This is a genomic window from Escherichia marmotae, assembly GCF_002900365.1.
In the GTDB taxonomy this organism is placed as follows: domain Bacteria; phylum Pseudomonadota; class Gammaproteobacteria; order Enterobacterales; family Enterobacteriaceae; genus Escherichia; species Escherichia marmotae.
The window spans coordinates 4,377,736-4,394,757 of the sequence record NZ_CP025979.1; the positions used below are offsets into that span (position 1 = coordinate 4,377,736).

Below are 17,022 nucleotides of genomic sequence, written 5' to 3' on the forward strand. Positions count from 1 at the left end.
ATTCGTATTTCCGTTTAAAATGAAGATACGGCGCGATGATACGCGTCGGGTTGTCTCTCTGTTGATACAGAGATACTAGATGTAGTTGAAAAAAGATTCAACCATACAAGATATGGGAATTTTAGATTATTGATACCGCCGTTGAGTGGCTCAACGGGGTAGGGGATTTTGTGTTTTGTTGCCGGGCGAGCACCCGGCAACAGCAAATTACATCCGCATGGAAACCGCCAGGCGGTTAAAGCAATTCATCAGCCCGATGGCAAACGTTAAGTCGCTGATCTCTGCTGCGCTGAAGTACTTAAGCAGAGGCTGATAAACGTCATCTTCTGCATGGGTTCGGGCAATATCGGTCACCGATTCCGCCCATGCCAGCGCCGCCCGCTCGCGATCGTCAAAATGATGGCTTACGCGCCAGCCTGCCAGGGCGTCCAGTTTGTTCTGCGGCACACCGGATTTGCGTAATGCTTTACTGTGCATCTCCAGACAAAATGCGCAGCCGTTGATTTGTGAGACGCGTAAATAAACTAACTCCATCAGAGTGGTATCCAGCGTACTATTTTCCAGCGCCGTTTTGGCCTGCACCAGTGCGTTATACACTGCCGGGCTAAGTTCGTAGTAGGGTTGACGTAATGTAGTCATACAGTTTCTCCTCTTATTAACGCCCGCAATGTAGCACTATAATGGACTGTCAAAGAGAGCCATAAATTACGTAAAAAAGCAGACCATATGCCGCGTTATCAGGAAATCGCCCGTCAGTTAAAAACGGCTATTGAGCAAGAGGAACTGAAACTTGGCGCAAGGCTACCTTCCAGCCGAACCTGGTCGCAGGAACTGGGCGTGTCTCGCTCCACAGTCGAAAATGCTTATGCTGAGCTGGTGGCACAGGGCTGGCTGGTCAGGCGGGGGCAGGCAGGCACCTTTGTCAGCGAACAGATACATCCACAAAAATCATCTTCTGATGTCGTCGTCTTTGCCGGTGAAAGCGAGCAGCCGTTGCCGTTTCAAATGGGATTACCCGCACTCGATCTCTTTCCGCGTGAGCTGTGGGCGCGGGTGATGGGTCGTCGCCTGCGAACCCAGACGCGTTTTAATTTGGCGTTAGGCGATGTCTGCGGCGAGGCGGCGTTGCGCGAGGCAATTGTTGATTATCTACGTGTCTCGCGCGGAATTGAGAGCCAGCCTGAGCAGGTATTTATCACACACGGTTATGCGGCATCGATGAGCTTAATTTTGCGTGCACTGGCGGAACCGGGAGACGGGATGTGGATGGAAGATCCCGGTTTTCCACTGATTCGTCCGATTGTCACTCGCCACGGTGTGAACGTTTTTCCTGTGCCTGTTGACGACAACGGACTGGATGTCACAAGCGGAATACAAAATTATCCTGACGCGCGTTTTGCTCTGATCACTCCGGCACATCAAAGCCCGCTGGGTGTTGCGCTCTCTTTGGCGCGCAGGCACCAGGTGCTGGAATGGGCAGAGCGTAGTCAGGCATGGGTTATTGAAGATGATTACGACAGTGAGTTCCGCTATCACGGTAAGCCGTTACCGGCGCTGAAAAGTCTCGATGCGCCGCAGCGGGTGATTTATGCCGGAACATTTAGCAAATCGCTTTTCCCGGCACTGCGCTGTGCGTGGCTGGTGGTGCCGGTGGAGCAGATTGCGCAATTCCGCCAACAGGCATCGCTGGAGCCATGTGCTGTGCCTGTTCTATGGCAGAACACTCTGGCAGATTTCATTCGTGATGGGCATTTCTGGAGGCATCTGAAGAAAATGCGTCAGCACTATGCTCAGCGTCGGCAGTGGATTGAGCAGGCGCTTACGCAACAGGGATTTCAGGTTGTACCGCAAAAAGGGGGAATCCAGATGGTTATCAGCATGATGGGCGATGATATTGCCTACGCGCGTAAAGCTAATGCCGCTGGCCTTGCGGTGCAGGCATTAAGTACCTGGCGTATTCGGTCAACCGGGAAAGGAGGATTGCTGCTCTCGTTTACCAATATCGTTAGCGAAAGCATGGCGCAGCAGGTGGCACAACAATTACGCGATGCCTTAAGTTAAAAACCCCGAAGTCAGGCTTCGGGGCCAGGGACGTGTATTTATTATCATTGTTCCACTACGATTTGCGCATACCTAACAGTGCACCGATAAAAATCCCTACCGCCGCCGCTGTACCCACGCTACACCAGGGTCTTTCACGAACAAAAGAATCAGCGCAACCCACGGCATCACGTGCGGCTTGTTGGACGCGAGTACGACCATGCATCCGCGCTCTGGTTTCTTTCAGTAGCGCCTGTGCTTTACTGCGTGCAGCTTCGGCTTCCCCTTTGGCGTCGCTACCCCAGGACTTCAATACAGATTCGAGGCTATCAGCTAATTGATTGACATCATTCTGAATATCCTGCACGCCATCATCGACGTCGTTGCGGTTAGGTCGGTTAAACATATGATCCCCCTTTGAATTCGATGTAATTTTCAGTGTAGACCATAATTTTCTTTGCTGAGACTCATCGCGGCTTTATGGACTTTTCTGAAAGCGTTGTGAATGCTCAATCAGGTAAGGTAGGCCCGTGGTAGATAATCACGAGGATAAAATATGTATTTACGACCAGACGAGGTAGCTCGCGTACTTGAGAAAGTCGGTTTTACCGTCGATGTGGTAACCCAGAAAGCATACGGTTACCGCCGTGGGGAACATTATGTTTATGTTAATCGCGAAGCACGAATGGGACGTACCGCACTGGTAATTCATCCAACATTAAAAGAGCGTAGTTCGACGCTGGCAGAACCCGCTTCTGATATTAAAACCTGCGATCATTACCAGCAATTTCCGCTCTACTTTGCGGGCGAGCGACACGAGCATTACGGTATTCCGCATGGTTTTAGTTCGCGTGTTGCGCTTGAACGTTATTTGCATGGCTTGTTTGGCGAAACCAATTAAAGACGCGACTGGAATTGCCAGTCGCGAAAAGAAGAGTCAGGCTTTTACCTGCTGGTAACGGCTGACTTTAAATAGCCGGCGGCAGTAATCGAGGAAGTAGCCATAGACCGCCCCCATCAACATCGAAACAACGATGTTTGAACTGACCGCAGCCATAATCTGGTGCCAGTCTGCGCCCACTACCAGCAAGATCGCCATATACACCGGTGACTGAAACGTCACATAAGCCAGAATATCTGCCAGATTTTTTATCCATCCAGACTGGCTAACTTTGCGTGCCGCGCGCATAAACAGATCCCGGTACATGCCGTATGGCCATGCAATTAAGATGTTCACCGGAATTGCCACTAACCTGGAGTAAAGAGACTGCTCGAAGCTCATTCCGGAGAGGAAAACTTCAATACACATGTTCACGACAGAACAGTAAACAACCATCGCGAACGTGTCTGCAACTGCATGACGCAAGCGTGACTGCGGTGAGAACATGCCAATGCTCCTTAATAAAAGCGAAATCGGATATGAATGAAAATGAATGCAGTGCTCTGAGCTGCCTGTTTCATCTTTGCATAGCGTATATCGCTGGATGCAAGTAATCAATTAGTGAAAAATTTTTATTTATTTTGTTTTCGTAGATAAAATATTCCACGATGGCGTGTTTTTTGTACATTATGGATTTTTAAATGCTTATTCTAATAATATGATTTAAAATCATATTGTTATGTTGGCATTTTGACATGTTCGGCGGGGAAGGCTAAGGGAGGTAATGCTGCAAAGTGTAGGCAATCCGGCGTAAGTAGCGCTTTTACTCTATCTGGAATTTTTAGTGACTTAAAGCGACTAATGCCAGCATAAAATTTTAGGTGTTGAATTGTTGTTTTATTTGTTTTTTTCTGTATATTTATGCGGAGATTGTTGATTTGCCATCAGTGTCGATGAGACAGAGAGCACCTGACTATTTGCTAATGGCTGGAATGACTAAGCTAAATGGCTAATATATAATCTGAAATAATTATTAATCTATCTGGAAATAACGCTTGAAATAATATCACTGGCGATTGTAAATAGATTAAATTTTGTGGAAATATAATAAACGATCGCTTACACTACGCGGCGAAATACTTTTTTGTTTTGGCGTTAAAAGGTTTTCTTTATTATGTCTGTAATGTTACAAAGTTTAAATAACATCCGCACCCTTCGTGCGATGGCTCGCGAATTCTCCATTGACGTTCTTGAAGAAATGCTCGAAAAATTCAGGGTTGTCACTAAAGAAAGACGTGAAGAAGAAGAACAGCAGCAGCGTGAACTGGCTGAGCGCCAGGAGAAAATTAGCACCTGGCTGGAGCTGATGAAGGCTGACGGAATTAATCCGGAAGAGTTATTTGGTAATAATACTGCTGCACCGCGTGCAGGTAAAAAACGCCAGCCGCGTCCGGCGAAATACCAATTCACCGATTTTAATGGTGAAACCAAAACCTGGACCGGTCAGGGTCGTACACCGAAGCCGATCGCTCAGGCTCTGGCAGAAGGTAAATCTCTCGACGATTTCCTGATCTAATCACTGTTGCCGGATGTCGCCACGATGGCGCGTCCGGCGTCGTTACTCAAGCTCGCTGATTCCACGGCATCTTATCTAACAGCCTTGCCATCCCACAAAAACCGCTGATTCCTGCAAACATTAATCCAACACCGACAAATCCACTTAATAAGAAGAAGCTGCTATTAACGGCATAACCCAGTACGACGCCGATTAATATTAAACCACCAGCAGCGATCTGCACCTGACGCATTAATGGCAAAGGCTGGGATTTATTTTCAGCTACTGGAAATCCTGCTTTTTTCCAGCCATCAATTCCGCCTTCCAGTAAAAAAATATCTGCGGGGGAGGCAATCGCTTCTAATTTTTGCGAATTATTACTGGTTCGTTTTCCCGCCTGACAGTGGAATATAATTTGCTCGCTACGTAATTTTGCCGGGAGACCAGACTGTTCCAGCACAGATATCGGTGCCAGAGAGGCTTCTGGAATATGTTCACGAAGATATTCGTCGGCATCGCGAATATCGATTAACTTTGCACCGTGCGCGATTAATTCTTGTGCGTCATGCGGCGAAATTGTTGTCAAAGCCATGGTCACTCCTTACGGACAATAGACATTTTTCAGGGTGGCGATAATGGCATTTACCGCCTCATTTTTTATCGAATAAAGAACGCGCTGCGCATCCCGTTGGCTGTCGATAAGCCCTTCGTCACGCATACGAGCGAGATGCTGTGACGTTGCAGAGGCGCTAAGTCCGGTAATGCGAGCCAGTTCACCGGCGCTGGTGCCGGGTGAACCACAAAGCATGCATAGAATCAGCAGCCGTTTGGGGTGACTCATCGCTTTCAGCAAGGCTGCGGCCTGTTCGGCGCTGGCCTGTAGTTGGGCTAGTTCAGTCATAGTTATTTAAGTATTTGCTAAATTAAGTAAACTCTAAACTAAAAATGCAACGTATACCAGCGTAAGCAGCGTAAATGAGGGTAAAAGCGTAGGCTGAAACGGCCAGGCTCCGCTAAAATCACTACGCTTAAGAGGTGAAATCTCTTTTTAAACAATGATTAATTTTCTTATAGGGAGTAAATATGGGTTTCTGGAGAATCGTCATCACCATCATTTTGCCACCGCTCGGCGTGCTGTTAGGTAAAGGATTTGGTTGGGCGTTCATCATTAATATCCTGCTGACGTTGCTTGGTTATATTCCTGGTTTAATTCACGCTTTTTGGGTGCAAACCCGCGATTAATCCTGTGCTCACCCACGCGGCGTAAACGCGCCGCGTTCCTCTGCTACACTTTCTGAGTGTTTCCATTAACGAATGAGGTAGCTATGGGTCTGTTCAATTTTGTGAAAGAGGCAGGAGAAAAGCTCTGGGATACCGTCACCGGTCAGCATGATAAAGACGATCAGGCGAAGAAGGTGCAAGAGCATCTGAACAAAACCGGTATTCCCGATGCCGATAAAGTGAATATTCAAATTGTCGATGGTAAAGCGACAGTCACAGGTGACGGCTTAAGTCAGGAAGCGAAGGAAAAAATCCTTGTTGCAGTGGGGAATATTTCCGGTATTGCCAGCGTGGACGATCAGGTAAAAACGGCGACGCCAGCAACTGCCAGCCAGTTTTATACCGTTAAGTCTGGCGACACCCTGAGTGCCATTTCCAAACAGGTTTACGGCAACGCCAATCTCTACAATAAAATCTTCGAAGCGAATAAACCGATGCTAAAACGCCCGGATAAAATTTATCCAGGGCAGGTTTTGCGTATTCCTGAAGAGTGATCGTTATCCCGCCATCGCCTGCTGGATAATCGGAATCGGCGTCAGCAAATGTTGACGCATTAACTCACTGGCGCGCGCAGTATCTCGCGCCAGCACAGCGTCGGTTAAAATTTGATGCTGATCGCGTTTATCTTCCAGCATTTCTACTGAAAGCACTGTTTGCCGCAGCCAGATGAATCTGTAGCGTGCCGCCAGATCAAACAAACGCTCGCGCATTTGTAGTAAATAGTGGGAACCGCAGCCAGCCACAATCGCAGTATGAAATGCCTGATGGCGCTGGTCCCACTCATCAAGCATTTGCTCGCTGGCGTCAGAGGCTTCCAGTTTACCAAGCAAATGTGCTTTCGCGAGAATGTCAGCTTCCCATTCATCACTGCCACGGGCAATCGCCAGACTCACCAGCATCGCTTCCATATTGGCGCGGGCATCGAAAATATCGAGCAGTTCCTGCTCTGACATAGACGCCACCCGATATCCTTTTTGATTCACCACCGTGACCAGTCGTTCCGCTACCAGTTGCGAAAGGGCTTCCCGCAACGGCCCGACGCCGAGTGAATAGCGCGACGTCAGCAAACTCATTCGCAGTTTTTCATCCGGCTGAAAATGACCGCGAATAATATCGTTCTTCAGCCAGCGATAGCCATCCAGAGACGTAATGGTCATGGTGTGACTCCAGCTCAACGTTAATGCGTATTATGCGCGGGTAATTTTTGCCACATTATTAGCTTTTTCCAGCGCGCCATAATTGGCACGGTACAGATAATCCCTATTGCTAATAAGCCGGTGGAAATGACCTCGAGTTGCTGTGCCGGACGGAATAACATCACCACCAATACAAAGGTAATAAAGCTAATCACCAGCCAGGTAAGCCACGGATAAAGCCACATGCGCAGGCGAATTTCGCCGCCTTCTGCCAGCAGAATTTTACGCATCCGCAATTGTGAAACGGCGATGACTAAATAAACCAGCAGGGCGATGGCGCCGGAGCTGTCGATCAGGAATTTAAACACTTTCGCAGGCGCGTAATAGTTCACCACCACCGTTAAAAACGCCGCACCGGTCGAGAGTAATACAGCCACGTAAGGTGTTTTACTGCGGTTGATTTTGCCCATTACTGCAGGTGCATCACCGCGACGGCTCAGTGAGTAAAGCATTCGCGAGGCGGTATACAGCGCTGAGTTCAGGCAACTGGTCACTGATAGCAAAATAACGCAATCCATAATGAATTTTGCGTGCGGAATATTCAGCAGCTCCAGCACGGAACGGTAGGAACCCACGGTTTTCAGTCCTGGCATATTCCACGGGATGAGAGCCACGACGACAAAAATAGAACACAAATAGAAAATAGAGATACGCCAGATAACCGAGTTGGTGGCGCGAACAATATGTTTATCCGGCGTGTCGGATTCTGCTGCCGCGATGGTGACAATTTCCGCGCCCATAAACGAGAACATGGTGATAAGCATCGCGCTTAATACCGCACCAAAACCATTCGGCATAAAGCCGCCGCTATCCCATAATCTTGAGATACCACTCACTTCGGCATAAGGATAAAAACCGCTAATCGCCACTGCACCGAGGAAAATAAACGCCAGGATAGCAATCACTTTGCATATCGCTAACCAGAACTCAAATTCGCCGTAGTTTTTGACGCTTAATAAATTACTTCCGGTTAAGGCGAGGGTAATAACGAGGGAAAATAACCAGATGGGAATACCGGGAACCCATGAATGCAGGATCATGGCGGCAATGTTGGCTTTCAGCGGGATAACCAGTACCCAAAACCACCAGTACAGCCAGCCGATGGTATAGCCCGCCCAGCGGCCAATGGCTTTATCGGCATAGGTGGAAAAGGAGCCGGTGTCGGGCGTAGCAACCGCCATTTCCGCCAGCATTCGCATAATCATAACCACCAGTAATCCGGCGAACAGATAGGCCAGCAATACCGCCGGACCCGCTTCGGCTATAGCGACGCTGGAACCGACAAACAGACTTGCGCCGATAACACCGGCAATAGACAACATGGTGACGTGGCGTGATTTCAGCCCGCCGCCTAACTCATGTGGTTGCGATGATTGCCCCATCCTGAATCCTCTCGAAAGTGTGTCACTTGGGAGAGCGCCCCGACATTTCCCGCGTCGGGTCACGCGTTTAATTGTTATTAACTCTTTTTGCCAGAGAGCGGCTCCGCCTTATCCGGCCTGGATTCCCGTAGGCCGGACAAGACGCGAAGCGTCGCCTCCGGCATGGTGCGCCGAATGTCGGATGCGGCGTAAACGCCTTATCCGACCTACATTTCCGTGGGCCGGGCAAGACGCAAAGCGTCGCCTCCGGCATGGGTGCGCCGAGTGTCGGATGCGGCGTAAACGCCTTATCCGACCTGGATTCCCGTAGGCCGGACAAGACGCGAAGCGTCGCCTCCGGCATGGTGCGCCGAATGTCGGATGCGGCGTAAACGCCTTATCCGACCTACATTTCCGTGAGCCGGACAAGACGCGCAGCGTCGCCTCCGGCATGGTGCGCCGAATGTCGGATGCGGCGTAAACGCCTTATCCGACCTGGATTCCCGTAGGCCGGACAAGACGCAAAGCGTCGCCTCCGGCATGGAGCGGTGCTACTGCTTCGCCTCAGCAAAACACTGGCTGATGATCTCCAGACCCTGACGGATCTGAGCATCTTCAATGGTGAGGGGGACAAGGATGCGCAGTACGTTGTAATAAGGGCCGCAGGAGAGAAGAATCAGACCTTTATCGCGGGCGCGCGCTACGATCTCGGCGGTGAGTTTCGCATCCGGTTTGTCGTGATCGCCATTTTCAAACAACTCGATCGCAATCATCGCCCCCAACCCGCGCACATCGCTGATCTCAGGGTGTTTTTCGGCTATTGCCAACAACCCGTCTTTCAGTTTCTGCCCCAGGTCGTTGGCTTTTTGTAGCAGATTTTCCTGCTCGAACACCTTCAATACTTCCAGCGCCGCCACGCAGGCAATCGGGTTACCCGCATAAGTGCCGCCCAGACCGCCTGGTGCGACGGCGTCCATCACTTCGGCACGTCCGGTGACGCCCGCCAGCGGGAAGCCGCCCGCGATCGATTTCGCAAAGGTGGTGAGATCCGGTGCAACGCCCATTTGCTCCATCGCAAACAGCGTACCGGTACGTCCCGCGCCGCTCTGGACTTCATCGGCAATCAGCATGATCCCGTGCTCGTCACACAGCGCGCGTAAACGTTGCATAAAGGCTGGCGTCGCGGCGTAGAAACCGCCTTCGCCCTGAACCGGCTCAATCACGATGGCGGCGATATCTTCCGGCGCAGCGTCATTTTTGAAGATTCGGTGGATACTGGCGATAGCGTCATCTTCACTGATGCCATGCAGTGGGCAAGGGTAAAGCGCGCGATAAACATGGCCCGGCATCAGCCCCATACCCGCAGAGTACGGATTCACCTTGCCGGTCAGCGCCAGCGTGTAGTGCGTGCGCCCGTGATACGCACCGCTAAAGGCGATGGTGCCGTTGCGTTTGGTGGCGGCGCGGGCGATTTTTACCGCGTTTTCCACCGCTTCCGAACCCGTGGTGACCAACAGCGTTTTTTTGGCGAAATCGCCCGGCACCTTCTGATTCATAATCTCGCACAACTCCAGATACGGCTCGTAAGCCAGCACCTGGAAGCAGGTATGCGACAGTTTTTTCAACTGCGCTTCCACCGCTGCAACCACTTTTGGATGCAGGTGCCCGGTGTTGAGCACTGCAATCCCGCCCGCGAAATCAAGATACTCACGGCCTTCAACGTCCCACACCCGGCAGTTTTCCGCCCGGTCAGCGAAAATCGGGTGAATTTGCCCGACGCCACGGGGGATCGCCTGACTGCGGCGCTGCATTAACTCTTTATTGCTGCTCATTCGCGTTCTCCAGTTAAAGACCGATGCACATGTATTTGATTTCTAAGTAATCTTCGATGCCATACTTCGAACCTTCACGACCCAGACCCGAGGCTTTAATGCCGCCGAACGGGGCCACTTCATTGGAAATAATGCCGGTATTGATGCCGACGATGCCGTACTCCAGCGCCTCGCCCACGCGGAAGACGCGGCTTAAATCACGAGCGTAGAAGTAGGCGGCAAGGCCAAACTCGGTGTCATTGGCCTGCGCAATCACATCGGCTTCGTCTTTAAAGCGGAATAGCGGGGCGAGGGGGCCGAACGTCTCTTCTTTCGACACTTTGGCGTTGGCCGGAACGTCCACCAGTATGGTCGGCTGGAAGAAGTTGCCGCCGCGTTCGTGTGCTTTACCGCCGCAAACCACGCGCGCGCCTTTCTCCAGCGCATCGGCAATATGCTCTTCCACTTTTGCTACCGCTTTTTCATCGATCAGCGGTCCGATGGTGACGCCTTTTTCCAGTCCATCACCGATTTGCAGTTTGCTCACCGCCTGCTGCAATTTTTCGGCAAAGCGGTCATAGACGCCGTCCTGCACGTATAAACGGTTGGCGCAGACGCAGGTTTGCCCGGCGTTGCGGAATTTTGAGGCCAGCGCGCCTTCCACTGCTTTGTCGAGATCGGCATCGTCAAAGACGATAAACGGCGCGTTGCCGCCGAGCTCCAGCGACACTTTTTTGATATCTTTCGCGCACTGTTCCATTAACTGGCGGCCAATTTCGGTCGAGCCGGTAAACGACAGCTTGCGCACCAGCGGGTTGCTGGTCAGTTCGTTACCGACCGCGCCCGCCGAACCGGTGACCACGTTAAACACGCCAGCCGGAATACCCGCGCGGATCGCCAGCTCTGCCAGCGCTAGCGCAGAGAACGGCGTCTGACTGGCGGGCTTCAGCACCATCGTGCAGCCTGCTGCCAGTGCCGGACCGGCTTTGCGGGTAATCATCGCCGCCGGGAAGTTCCACGGCGTGATAGCTGCGGTGACGCCAATCGGCTGCTTGATCACAATCAGGCGCTTATCGGCCTGATGACCGGGAATAGTGTCGCCATAAATACGTTTGCCTTCTTCGGCAAACCACTCAATAAAGGAGGCGGCGTAGCTGATTTCGCCTTTCGCTTCAGCCAGCGGTTTGCCCTGTTCGAGGGTCATCAGGCGCGCTAAATCGACCTGATGCTCCATCATCAAATTGAACCAGTTGCGCAGAATGGTGGCGCGTTCTTTGGCGGTGAGCGCACGCCAGGCGGGCAGGGCGCGGCTGGCGGCGTCGATAGCGGCACGGGTTTCATCAGCACCCATTTTCGGCACGCTACCCAGCTTGTCGCCGTTCGCCGGATTGGTGACATCGATGACCTCGCCATTGTTGGCGTCCAGCCATTCCCCGTTAATCAACGCCTGCTGGCGGAATAAGTTACTGTCGTTAAGTTTCATCGCTACATCCTGTTTTCAAAGGTTATTGATTAAATGCGGCGTGTAAGGCATCCACACTACGTGCCGCTCGCAGCGTGTGCCAGCAGCGTTTGTACCTTGCTGACAATATGCGCACCAATAGGAATTGCTGATGTCGCTGCCGGGGAGGGCGCATTGCAGGTGTGGATCGTGCGCGGGGTGGTGACAAACAGAAAATCGTCAATCAGCTTGCCGTCCGGCGATACCGCCTGCGCCCGCACACCGGCGGGCCAGGGCTGGAGATCGCTTAACGAAAGCCGGGGACAATACTTTTGCACCAGCCGCAAATAGCCGCTTTTGCACAGCGAGTTTTTCATCTCGCCCAGTCCTGAGCGTAGGTGGTTTTGTAGCACCCGGCGAATCCCCGAAGAGCCCAAAATCTCCAGCGTGTCGCTAAATGAGAAGTCGCGCTTGCGATAGCCTTCGCGTTTGAAAGCCAGCACCGCGTTTGGCCCGACGGTCACGCTACCGTCGATCATCCGGGTGAGATGAACGCCCAAAAATGGCATCGCCGGGTCGGGGATGGGGTAAATCAGATGGTTAACAATCTGGTTATGCTCCGGCGCAAGGCGGAAATACTCGCCACGGAACGGGCAGATGATAAAGCCCGGTTCGAGGCCGAGCATTTTCACCAGCCGGTCAGCCATTAGTCCGGAACAGCTAATCAGCGTCGATGCTTCATATTCGTCGCCCTGACGGGTACGTATCACCACGCCGTTTTTATCTCACTGAGCGCGCTGACTTCGGCGTTATAGATAATCTCACCGCCTCTGGCCTGGAAGATTTTTGCCATCGCCGCCGTCACTTCGCGATAGCTGACAATGCCGCTGGACGGTACAAAAATACCGCCAAGCCCGGTGATATTCGGTTCGCGCTCGCGCAGTTCGTCGGCGTTTAACCATTCGCGCTCGATCCCGTTCGCCGCCGTGCGTTTCCACAACGCGCGCATCCGTTCCATTTCGAGAGCGGACGTGGCGACCAGCATCTTGCCGCAGTTGTCGTAGCGAATGCCGTTTTGATCGCAAAAGGCTTTGGTGGCGCGGTTTCCCGCCAGGCAAAATTTCGCCTTCAGGCTGCCGGGCGTGTAATAGACCCCGGCATGGATCACACCGCTGTTGTGGCCCGTCTGGTGACAGGCCGGGCCGGACTCTTTTTCCAGCAACGCAATGCGGGCGTCCGGATAGACATCAATCAGTTGCATGGCGGTCGACATGCCGATGATGCCGCCGCCAATAATCACAAAATCATACATCCGCTCAATTCCTTTGCGCTTACTGATGCGTCTGGTAGTGGTTAGTGGCGTAAGCGAAATAGCCACGCTGGCGCATCAGTTCGCGACGCAGATCCGGATGCGCGGTAAAGCGGTCGCGACCGTGCAGCCAGAACAGGTTGTTAATCAACAGGAATTTGCCAACGGGAACGGGGACAGACAGAATGCCTTTGCTGGTTTCAATGGCGTCGGAAAGCTCGCTCAACCATACGCCTTCTTCGAAGTCTTTCGGCTGGACGAACTGGTCGATATAGCGCATCACCGGGCGCCCCTGCTGATCGACGTCGAACACCGGATGGAAGACATCTTTGCTGACGTTTTTACTTGGCGGTGCGGCAAAACGCATCGGACGGCGCGCCAGCGGGTGGCTGAAAAAGTGGTCCAGATGTTCCCAGTCATCGAGATGCAGCAGCAGCGAATTTCCGCCCTGCATGTTTTGTTCGTCGATTTTCATCATCAGCACGTAATCAGTGATCTCTTCGACATAGGTGCCGTCGTTATGCAACTCCATCACGCGGTGCGGCTGGCGCAGATAGCTGTCTGAGTTATCGACATTTTTCACCACAAAACGCGCATAATACTGACCGCTCATCGCATCGAAATTTGAGCGACCAATCAGATGCGCCACCGCCGTCGCCAGCTTCACCATCTCATCCGCCTGCTTCACATCATCGACACCTACCGCATTGATCAACAGCGCACCTTCAGCGCGGTTTAGCAACGTCTTCAACAGCAGCGGCTGTAGTTGGTTTGCACACAGATCGTCGAGAATTTTGCCCACCCGAAAACGCAGAAACGATTTGTACTCCAGCGCCTGCACGGGCCACTCGGCAACCTGTTCGAGAAACTGTTTGGTCGTCTGTTCGGTGAAGGTGAGTTCCAGCAGACGCGGGGATTGCGCCGACGGTATGAGGGTGAATCCGCTATAGTCCTGGCCTGAATCGACAGTATTGGTTTGTACGGCGGTCAGTGCATTCATCAGAAGCAATCCTTTTATGAGATGTAGGGTGACATGGCGATGCTCACTTCGTAGCCATAATCTAAAAATATCTACATTTCTGAAAAATGCGCACAAAAGAGACATATTGTTTTCTTATTGTGATCAAAAACAATATTTTATTAACATATGGTGAGGTGAGTTATAGATGCTTTTTTAGAGAAATAATTATTTAAAATAATAAGTTAGTGATGGTTATAGGAGGTGAGTATTGGGTGTGATTTCAAACTTCAAAACAAACGTGTCCTGCGATTTAATACACGATTGAGTTAATTTGAAATCACCTGTTGTAAACAGGTGATTTTTAGTTCTTCACCTGTTTGGCAGGGGGGGAATAATGCGTAGTCTCCATACATTATGTAAGTATCCCGCATAATCGTGCCATTCACATTTAGAGCCCCTTTTGCATTTCAGAAGAGCAACGTCCCCCTTGATTAAGGATAGCGTTGCATCGACCCGTTGAACTCAGAGCTCATAACAGACATTCATTTTTTATGGCTGAAAGGCATTCGTGGCTGGTTGATATATGGAAGCTGTGAACGAAAAGAATGGTGCTTGTTGAGGGGATAGATGAAGCACAGCCAAATTAAGCAGATGAAAAAATAAAAAAGCCCGCATAAGCGGACTTCTATGTCACTAAAGAGCCGCGGCTCCTTTGCGTATCCTTTTTTGTCTCCTCACCGTCTGGTCGGTGTCCTGCTGAGACTGCTAACTTCCTGTTTTTGTTGGTGTTGTTCTTACGCCGTCTAATCATGATTGGTGGAGCTGGCGGGAGTTGAACCCGCGTCCGAAATTCCTACATCCTCGGTACTACATGCTTAGTCAGTCTTTACATTCGCTTGCCAGCTGCGGACAGACACGCCACTAACAAACTAGCCTGATTAAGTTTTAACGCTTCAACCCCAGGCAAGGCTTCCACGCGATCTCTTTTGGGTTTGACCTCTCTTGATCCCCGTCCTAAGAGCGGAGGCTAGGGAGAGAGGGCTCTAAGCAGGTTATTAAGCTGCTAAAGCGTAGTTTTCGTCGTTTGCGACTATTTTTTGCGGCTTTTTACGAGGCCAACCGCCCCTCGGCATGCACCTTGGGTTTCGCAAATCCCGTCGAATCCAGAATCAGCCCCAATGTGTAACGGTGAGTATACCAGATTTGTGAGCGCCATGACCAGCCCCAATGGCGACATCGTCAAGGATTTAGCGCCTGCGTAGCATGACTTTTATTCGATTAAGCATGGGGATGACTACATCTGTGCTAAATATGATTATCAACAAGATGTTCATTCGCGCCACCGGAGAGGGGAGGCGCGGTGAGGGGCTGATCAGTATATGTTATGTAGGTTTAACGGTGAGCGTTTTTCATGATACGTGCTTTATCCACCTGCCATTCACGTTCTTTGATGTCAGAACGTTTATCGTGTTGTTTCTTACCTTTCGCGACACCAATTTTTACTTTGCACCAGGCATTTTTCCAGTACAGGGAGAGCGCCACTACGGTATAGCCTTCACGATTTACGCGACCGTACAATGAGTCCAGTTCGCGCTGGTTGAGAAGTAGCTTGCGAGTACGAGTAGGATCGCACACCACATGCGTGGAAGCCACAGCCATCGGCGTGATATTTGCGCCAAACAGGAACGCTTCTCCGTCGCGCAGAAGAACATAGCTGTCGCTAATATTGGCTTTTCCTGCGCGCAGGGATTTAACTTCCCAGCCTTGCAGGGCGAGTCCCGCTTCAAACTCTTCTTCAATAAAGTATTCGTGACGGGCGCGCTTGTTGAGCGCTATGGTTGCTGAACCAGGTTTATGTGCTTTTTTCTTCGTCATAAGCGTCGTGAATCATCGGTAATCTGAAATCGAAAACACCCCATATTAATCCTGCGGGGGACAAGGCTCTATCTTAGCATGAACCCGATGTTACCCAGTGCCGGGATAGCGTTTTTTTTACAGCAGGATAAATGATATTATTTGTTGGTTTTTTGTTGATGGAATTTGTTATGCCTCAAATTAGCCGGACCGCACTCGTACCCTACAGCGCGGAGCAAATGTATCAGTTAGTGAATGACGTTCAGTCTTATCCTCAGTTTTTGCCGGGTTGTACCGGAAGTCGGATTCTGGAGTCAACTCCTGGGCAGATGACCGCTGCGGTAGATGTCTCTAAGGCTGGGATCAGCAAAACGTTTACTACCCGGAATCAGTTGACCAGTAACCAAAGTATCCTCATGAATCTGGTTGATGGGCCGTTCAAGAAGTTGATCGGCGGTTGGAAGTTTACGCCGCTGAGCCAGGAGGCGTGCCGTATCGAGTTTCATCTCGATTTTGAGTTTACTAATAAGCTGATTGAACTCGCCTTTGGTCGCGTGTTTAAAGAGCTGGCGACTAATATGGTGCAGGCTTTCACTGTGCGAGCAAAAGAGGTTTATAGTGCCAGGTAAAATTGCCGTTGAGGTAGCTTACGCGTTACCAGAGAAGCAGTACCTGCAACGTGTGATGTTGCAGGAGGGAGCGACGGTTGAAGAGGCGATTCGCGCCAGCGGTTTGCTGGAATTGCGTACAGATATCGATTTAACTAAAAATAAAGTCGGCATTTACAGTCGTCCGGCAAAACTGAGTGATATCGTGCGCTATGGCGATCGTGTAGAGATTTATCGACCATTGATTGCCGATCCGAAAGAGCTTCGCAGGCAGCGGGCAGAGAAGTCAGCGAATAAATAGCAGGCAGAAAAAAGGTGCTCAGCGAGCACCTTTTTGATCGCTATAGACAGCAAATTTTATTCGTTGCCACTCAGTGCGGGTTTGTTATCAATATTGGTCAACACACCGCTGCTGTTAAAGGTCAGCGTCAGCGTTTGCTGCGTTACACCTTCATGACCTGGTTGTTGGCGGAAGACATAGAACCAAGTATTCGTACCAAATGGATCGGACATCAGCGGTGTACCCAATGCGTACGCAACTTGTTGTTGCGTCATGCCAACGCGTATTTTGGATACGTCGTTAGCGGTCAGATAGTTCCCCTGGTTGATGTCAGGACGGTAAAACACTCGCTCCAGAGTGGAACAGCCTGCGGTCAACATCAATAGTACTGCTGCGGCAGCAGTCAGCGTTTTACAGCGCATAGTGATTTGATTCCTTTTCGGGC

At 51.0% G+C, this 17,022-nt stretch carries 19 protein-coding genes, 1 other RNA gene and 1 pseudogene; 7 read left to right on the forward strand and 14 right to left on the reverse strand.

The window, feature by feature from the left end:
* Nucleotides 1-207: 207 nt before the first annotated feature.
* Nucleotides 208-639 carry a carboxymuconolactone decarboxylase family protein gene (locus tag C1192_RS22320; protein WP_000209798.1) on the reverse strand — a complete coding sequence of 144 codons (432 nt, stop codon included), beginning with the start codon at nucleotides 637-639 and terminating at the stop codon, nucleotides 208-210.
* Nucleotides 640-726: 87 nt separating this feature from the next.
* Here C1192_RS22320 and pdxR point away from each other — a divergent pair, with 87 nt between their 5' ends.
* Nucleotides 727-2,061, forward strand: a complete 1,335-nt coding sequence (gene pdxR / locus C1192_RS22325; protein WP_038355759.1) for a MocR-like pyridoxine biosynthesis transcription factor PdxR — start codon at nucleotides 727-729, stop codon at nucleotides 2,059-2,061.
* 55 nt (nucleotides 2,062-2,116) lie between these two features.
* Here the strand turns inward: pdxR and C1192_RS22330 are convergent, their stop codons facing one another.
* The gene (locus tag C1192_RS22330; RefSeq protein WP_000483312.1) at nucleotides 2,117-2,446 is read right to left on the reverse strand and encodes an ElaB/YgaM/YqjD family protein; all 330 of its coding nucleotides are present in this window, start codon (nucleotides 2,444-2,446) and stop codon (nucleotides 2,117-2,119) included.
* 150 nt (nucleotides 2,447-2,596) lie between these two features.
* Between C1192_RS22330 and C1192_RS22335 the strand changes: the two genes are divergently transcribed.
* The gene (locus C1192_RS22335; protein WP_000281311.1) at nucleotides 2,597-2,941 is read left to right on the forward strand and encodes a DUF2002 family protein; all 345 of its coding nucleotides are present in this window, start codon (nucleotides 2,597-2,599) and stop codon (nucleotides 2,939-2,941) included.
* A gap of 36 nt (nucleotides 2,942-2,977) precedes the next feature.
* Here C1192_RS22335 and alaE read toward each other — a convergent pair whose 3' ends face one another.
* Nucleotides 2,978-3,427 (reverse strand): L-alanine exporter AlaE, encoded by a 450-nt coding sequence (gene alaE / locus C1192_RS22340; protein ID WP_000492662.1) that lies wholly within the window; start codon nucleotides 3,425-3,427, stop codon nucleotides 2,978-2,980.
* 667 nt (nucleotides 3,428-4,094) lie between these two features.
* Between alaE and stpA the strand changes: the two genes are divergently transcribed.
* Nucleotides 4,095-4,496: a DNA-binding protein StpA gene (gene stpA / locus C1192_RS22345; RefSeq protein ID WP_000115376.1), complete on the forward strand. Its 402-nt coding sequence runs from the start codon at nucleotides 4,095-4,097 to the stop codon at nucleotides 4,494-4,496.
* 46 nt (nucleotides 4,497-4,542) lie between these two features.
* Here the strand turns inward: stpA and C1192_RS22350 are convergent, their stop codons facing one another.
* Together C1192_RS22350 and C1192_RS22355 are read right to left on the reverse strand one after the other, a co-directional pair.
* On the reverse strand, nucleotides 4,543-5,067 hold the full coding sequence (locus tag C1192_RS22350; RefSeq protein WP_038355758.1) for a rhodanese family protein: 525 nt from the start codon (nucleotides 5,065-5,067) through the stop codon (nucleotides 4,543-4,545).
* A 9-nt stretch (nucleotides 5,068-5,076) separates the two neighbouring features.
* Entirely contained in the window at nucleotides 5,077-5,376 is a 300-nt protein-coding gene (locus C1192_RS22355) for an ArsR/SmtB family transcription factor (protein WP_016262450.1), read from the reverse strand.
* 182 nt (nucleotides 5,377-5,558) lie between these two features.
* On the opposite strand from C1192_RS22355, the gene C1192_RS22360 reads away from it, so the two are divergent.
* Both C1192_RS22360 and kbp read left to right on the forward strand, forming a co-directional pair.
* A complete protein-coding gene (locus tag C1192_RS22360) occupies nucleotides 5,559-5,717 on the forward strand; it encodes a YqaE/Pmp3 family membrane protein (RefSeq protein ID WP_000508177.1) in 159 nt (52 codons plus the stop codon).
* 83 nt (nucleotides 5,718-5,800) lie between these two features.
* A complete protein-coding gene (gene kbp, locus C1192_RS22365) occupies nucleotides 5,801-6,250 on the forward strand; it encodes a potassium binding protein Kbp (protein WP_038355757.1) in 450 nt (149 codons plus the stop codon).
* Between the two features lie 3 nt (nucleotides 6,251-6,253).
* Here the strand turns inward: kbp and csiR are convergent, their stop codons facing one another.
* The 8 genes and pseudogenes from csiR to smpB form a co-directional block, all read right to left on the reverse strand.
* Nucleotides 6,254-6,913 carry a DNA-binding transcriptional regulator CsiR gene (csiR, locus tag C1192_RS22370; RefSeq protein WP_001516917.1) on the reverse strand — a complete coding sequence of 220 codons (660 nt, stop codon included), beginning with the start codon at nucleotides 6,911-6,913 and terminating at the stop codon, nucleotides 6,254-6,256.
* Between the two features lie 20 nt (nucleotides 6,914-6,933).
* On the reverse strand, nucleotides 6,934-8,334 hold the full coding sequence (gene gabP / locus C1192_RS22375) for a GABA permease (RefSeq protein ID WP_038355756.1): 1,401 nt from the start codon (nucleotides 8,332-8,334) through the stop codon (nucleotides 6,934-6,936).
* Nucleotides 8,335-8,864: 530 nt separating this feature from the next.
* Nucleotides 8,865-10,145 carry a 4-aminobutyrate--2-oxoglutarate transaminase gene (gabT, locus tag C1192_RS22380; RefSeq protein WP_038355755.1) on the reverse strand — a complete coding sequence of 427 codons (1,281 nt, stop codon included), beginning with the start codon at nucleotides 10,143-10,145 and terminating at the stop codon, nucleotides 8,865-8,867.
* Nucleotides 10,146-10,158: 13 nt separating this feature from the next.
* A complete protein-coding gene (gene gabD, locus C1192_RS22385; protein WP_038355754.1) occupies nucleotides 10,159-11,607 on the reverse strand; it encodes an NADP-dependent succinate-semialdehyde dehydrogenase in 1,449 nt (482 codons plus the stop codon).
* 22 nt (nucleotides 11,608-11,629) lie between these two features.
* A pseudogene (gene lhgD / locus C1192_RS22390) lies at nucleotides 11,630-12,877 on the reverse strand (L-2-hydroxyglutarate dehydrogenase).
* 19 nt (nucleotides 12,878-12,896) lie between these two features.
* Complete coding sequence (glaH, locus tag C1192_RS22395) at nucleotides 12,897-13,874, reverse strand: glutarate dioxygenase GlaH (RefSeq protein ID WP_010377831.1); 978 nt, start codon at nucleotides 13,872-13,874, stop codon at nucleotides 12,897-12,899.
* 775 nt (nucleotides 13,875-14,649) lie between these two features.
* Nucleotides 14,650-15,012, reverse strand: a transfer-messenger RNA (tmRNA) gene (gene ssrA, locus C1192_RS22405).
* Nucleotides 15,013-15,227: 215 nt separating this feature from the next.
* The gene (gene smpB / locus C1192_RS22410; protein WP_000162574.1) at nucleotides 15,228-15,710 is read right to left on the reverse strand and encodes an SsrA-binding protein SmpB; all 483 of its coding nucleotides are present in this window, start codon (nucleotides 15,708-15,710) and stop codon (nucleotides 15,228-15,230) included.
* Between the two features lie 170 nt (nucleotides 15,711-15,880).
* On the opposite strand from smpB, the gene ratA reads away from it, so the two are divergent.
* Nucleotides 15,881-16,318, forward strand: coding sequence for a type II toxin-antitoxin system toxin RatA (ratA, locus tag C1192_RS22415; RefSeq protein WP_010376629.1), 438 nt, complete (start codon nucleotides 15,881-15,883; stop codon nucleotides 16,316-16,318).
* Nucleotides 16,308-16,598, forward strand: coding sequence for an RnfH family protein (locus C1192_RS22420; RefSeq protein WP_038355753.1), 291 nt, complete (start codon nucleotides 16,308-16,310; stop codon nucleotides 16,596-16,598). The genes ratA and C1192_RS22420 overlap by 11 nt, the downstream gene beginning before the upstream one ends.
* A 56-nt stretch (nucleotides 16,599-16,654) precedes the next feature.
* Here C1192_RS22420 and bamE read toward each other — a convergent pair whose 3' ends face one another.
* Nucleotides 16,655-16,999 (reverse strand): outer membrane protein assembly factor BamE, encoded by a 345-nt coding sequence (gene bamE / locus C1192_RS22425; protein WP_038355752.1) that lies wholly within the window; start codon nucleotides 16,997-16,999, stop codon nucleotides 16,655-16,657.
* Between the last annotated feature and the right edge of the window lie 23 nt (nucleotides 17,000-17,022).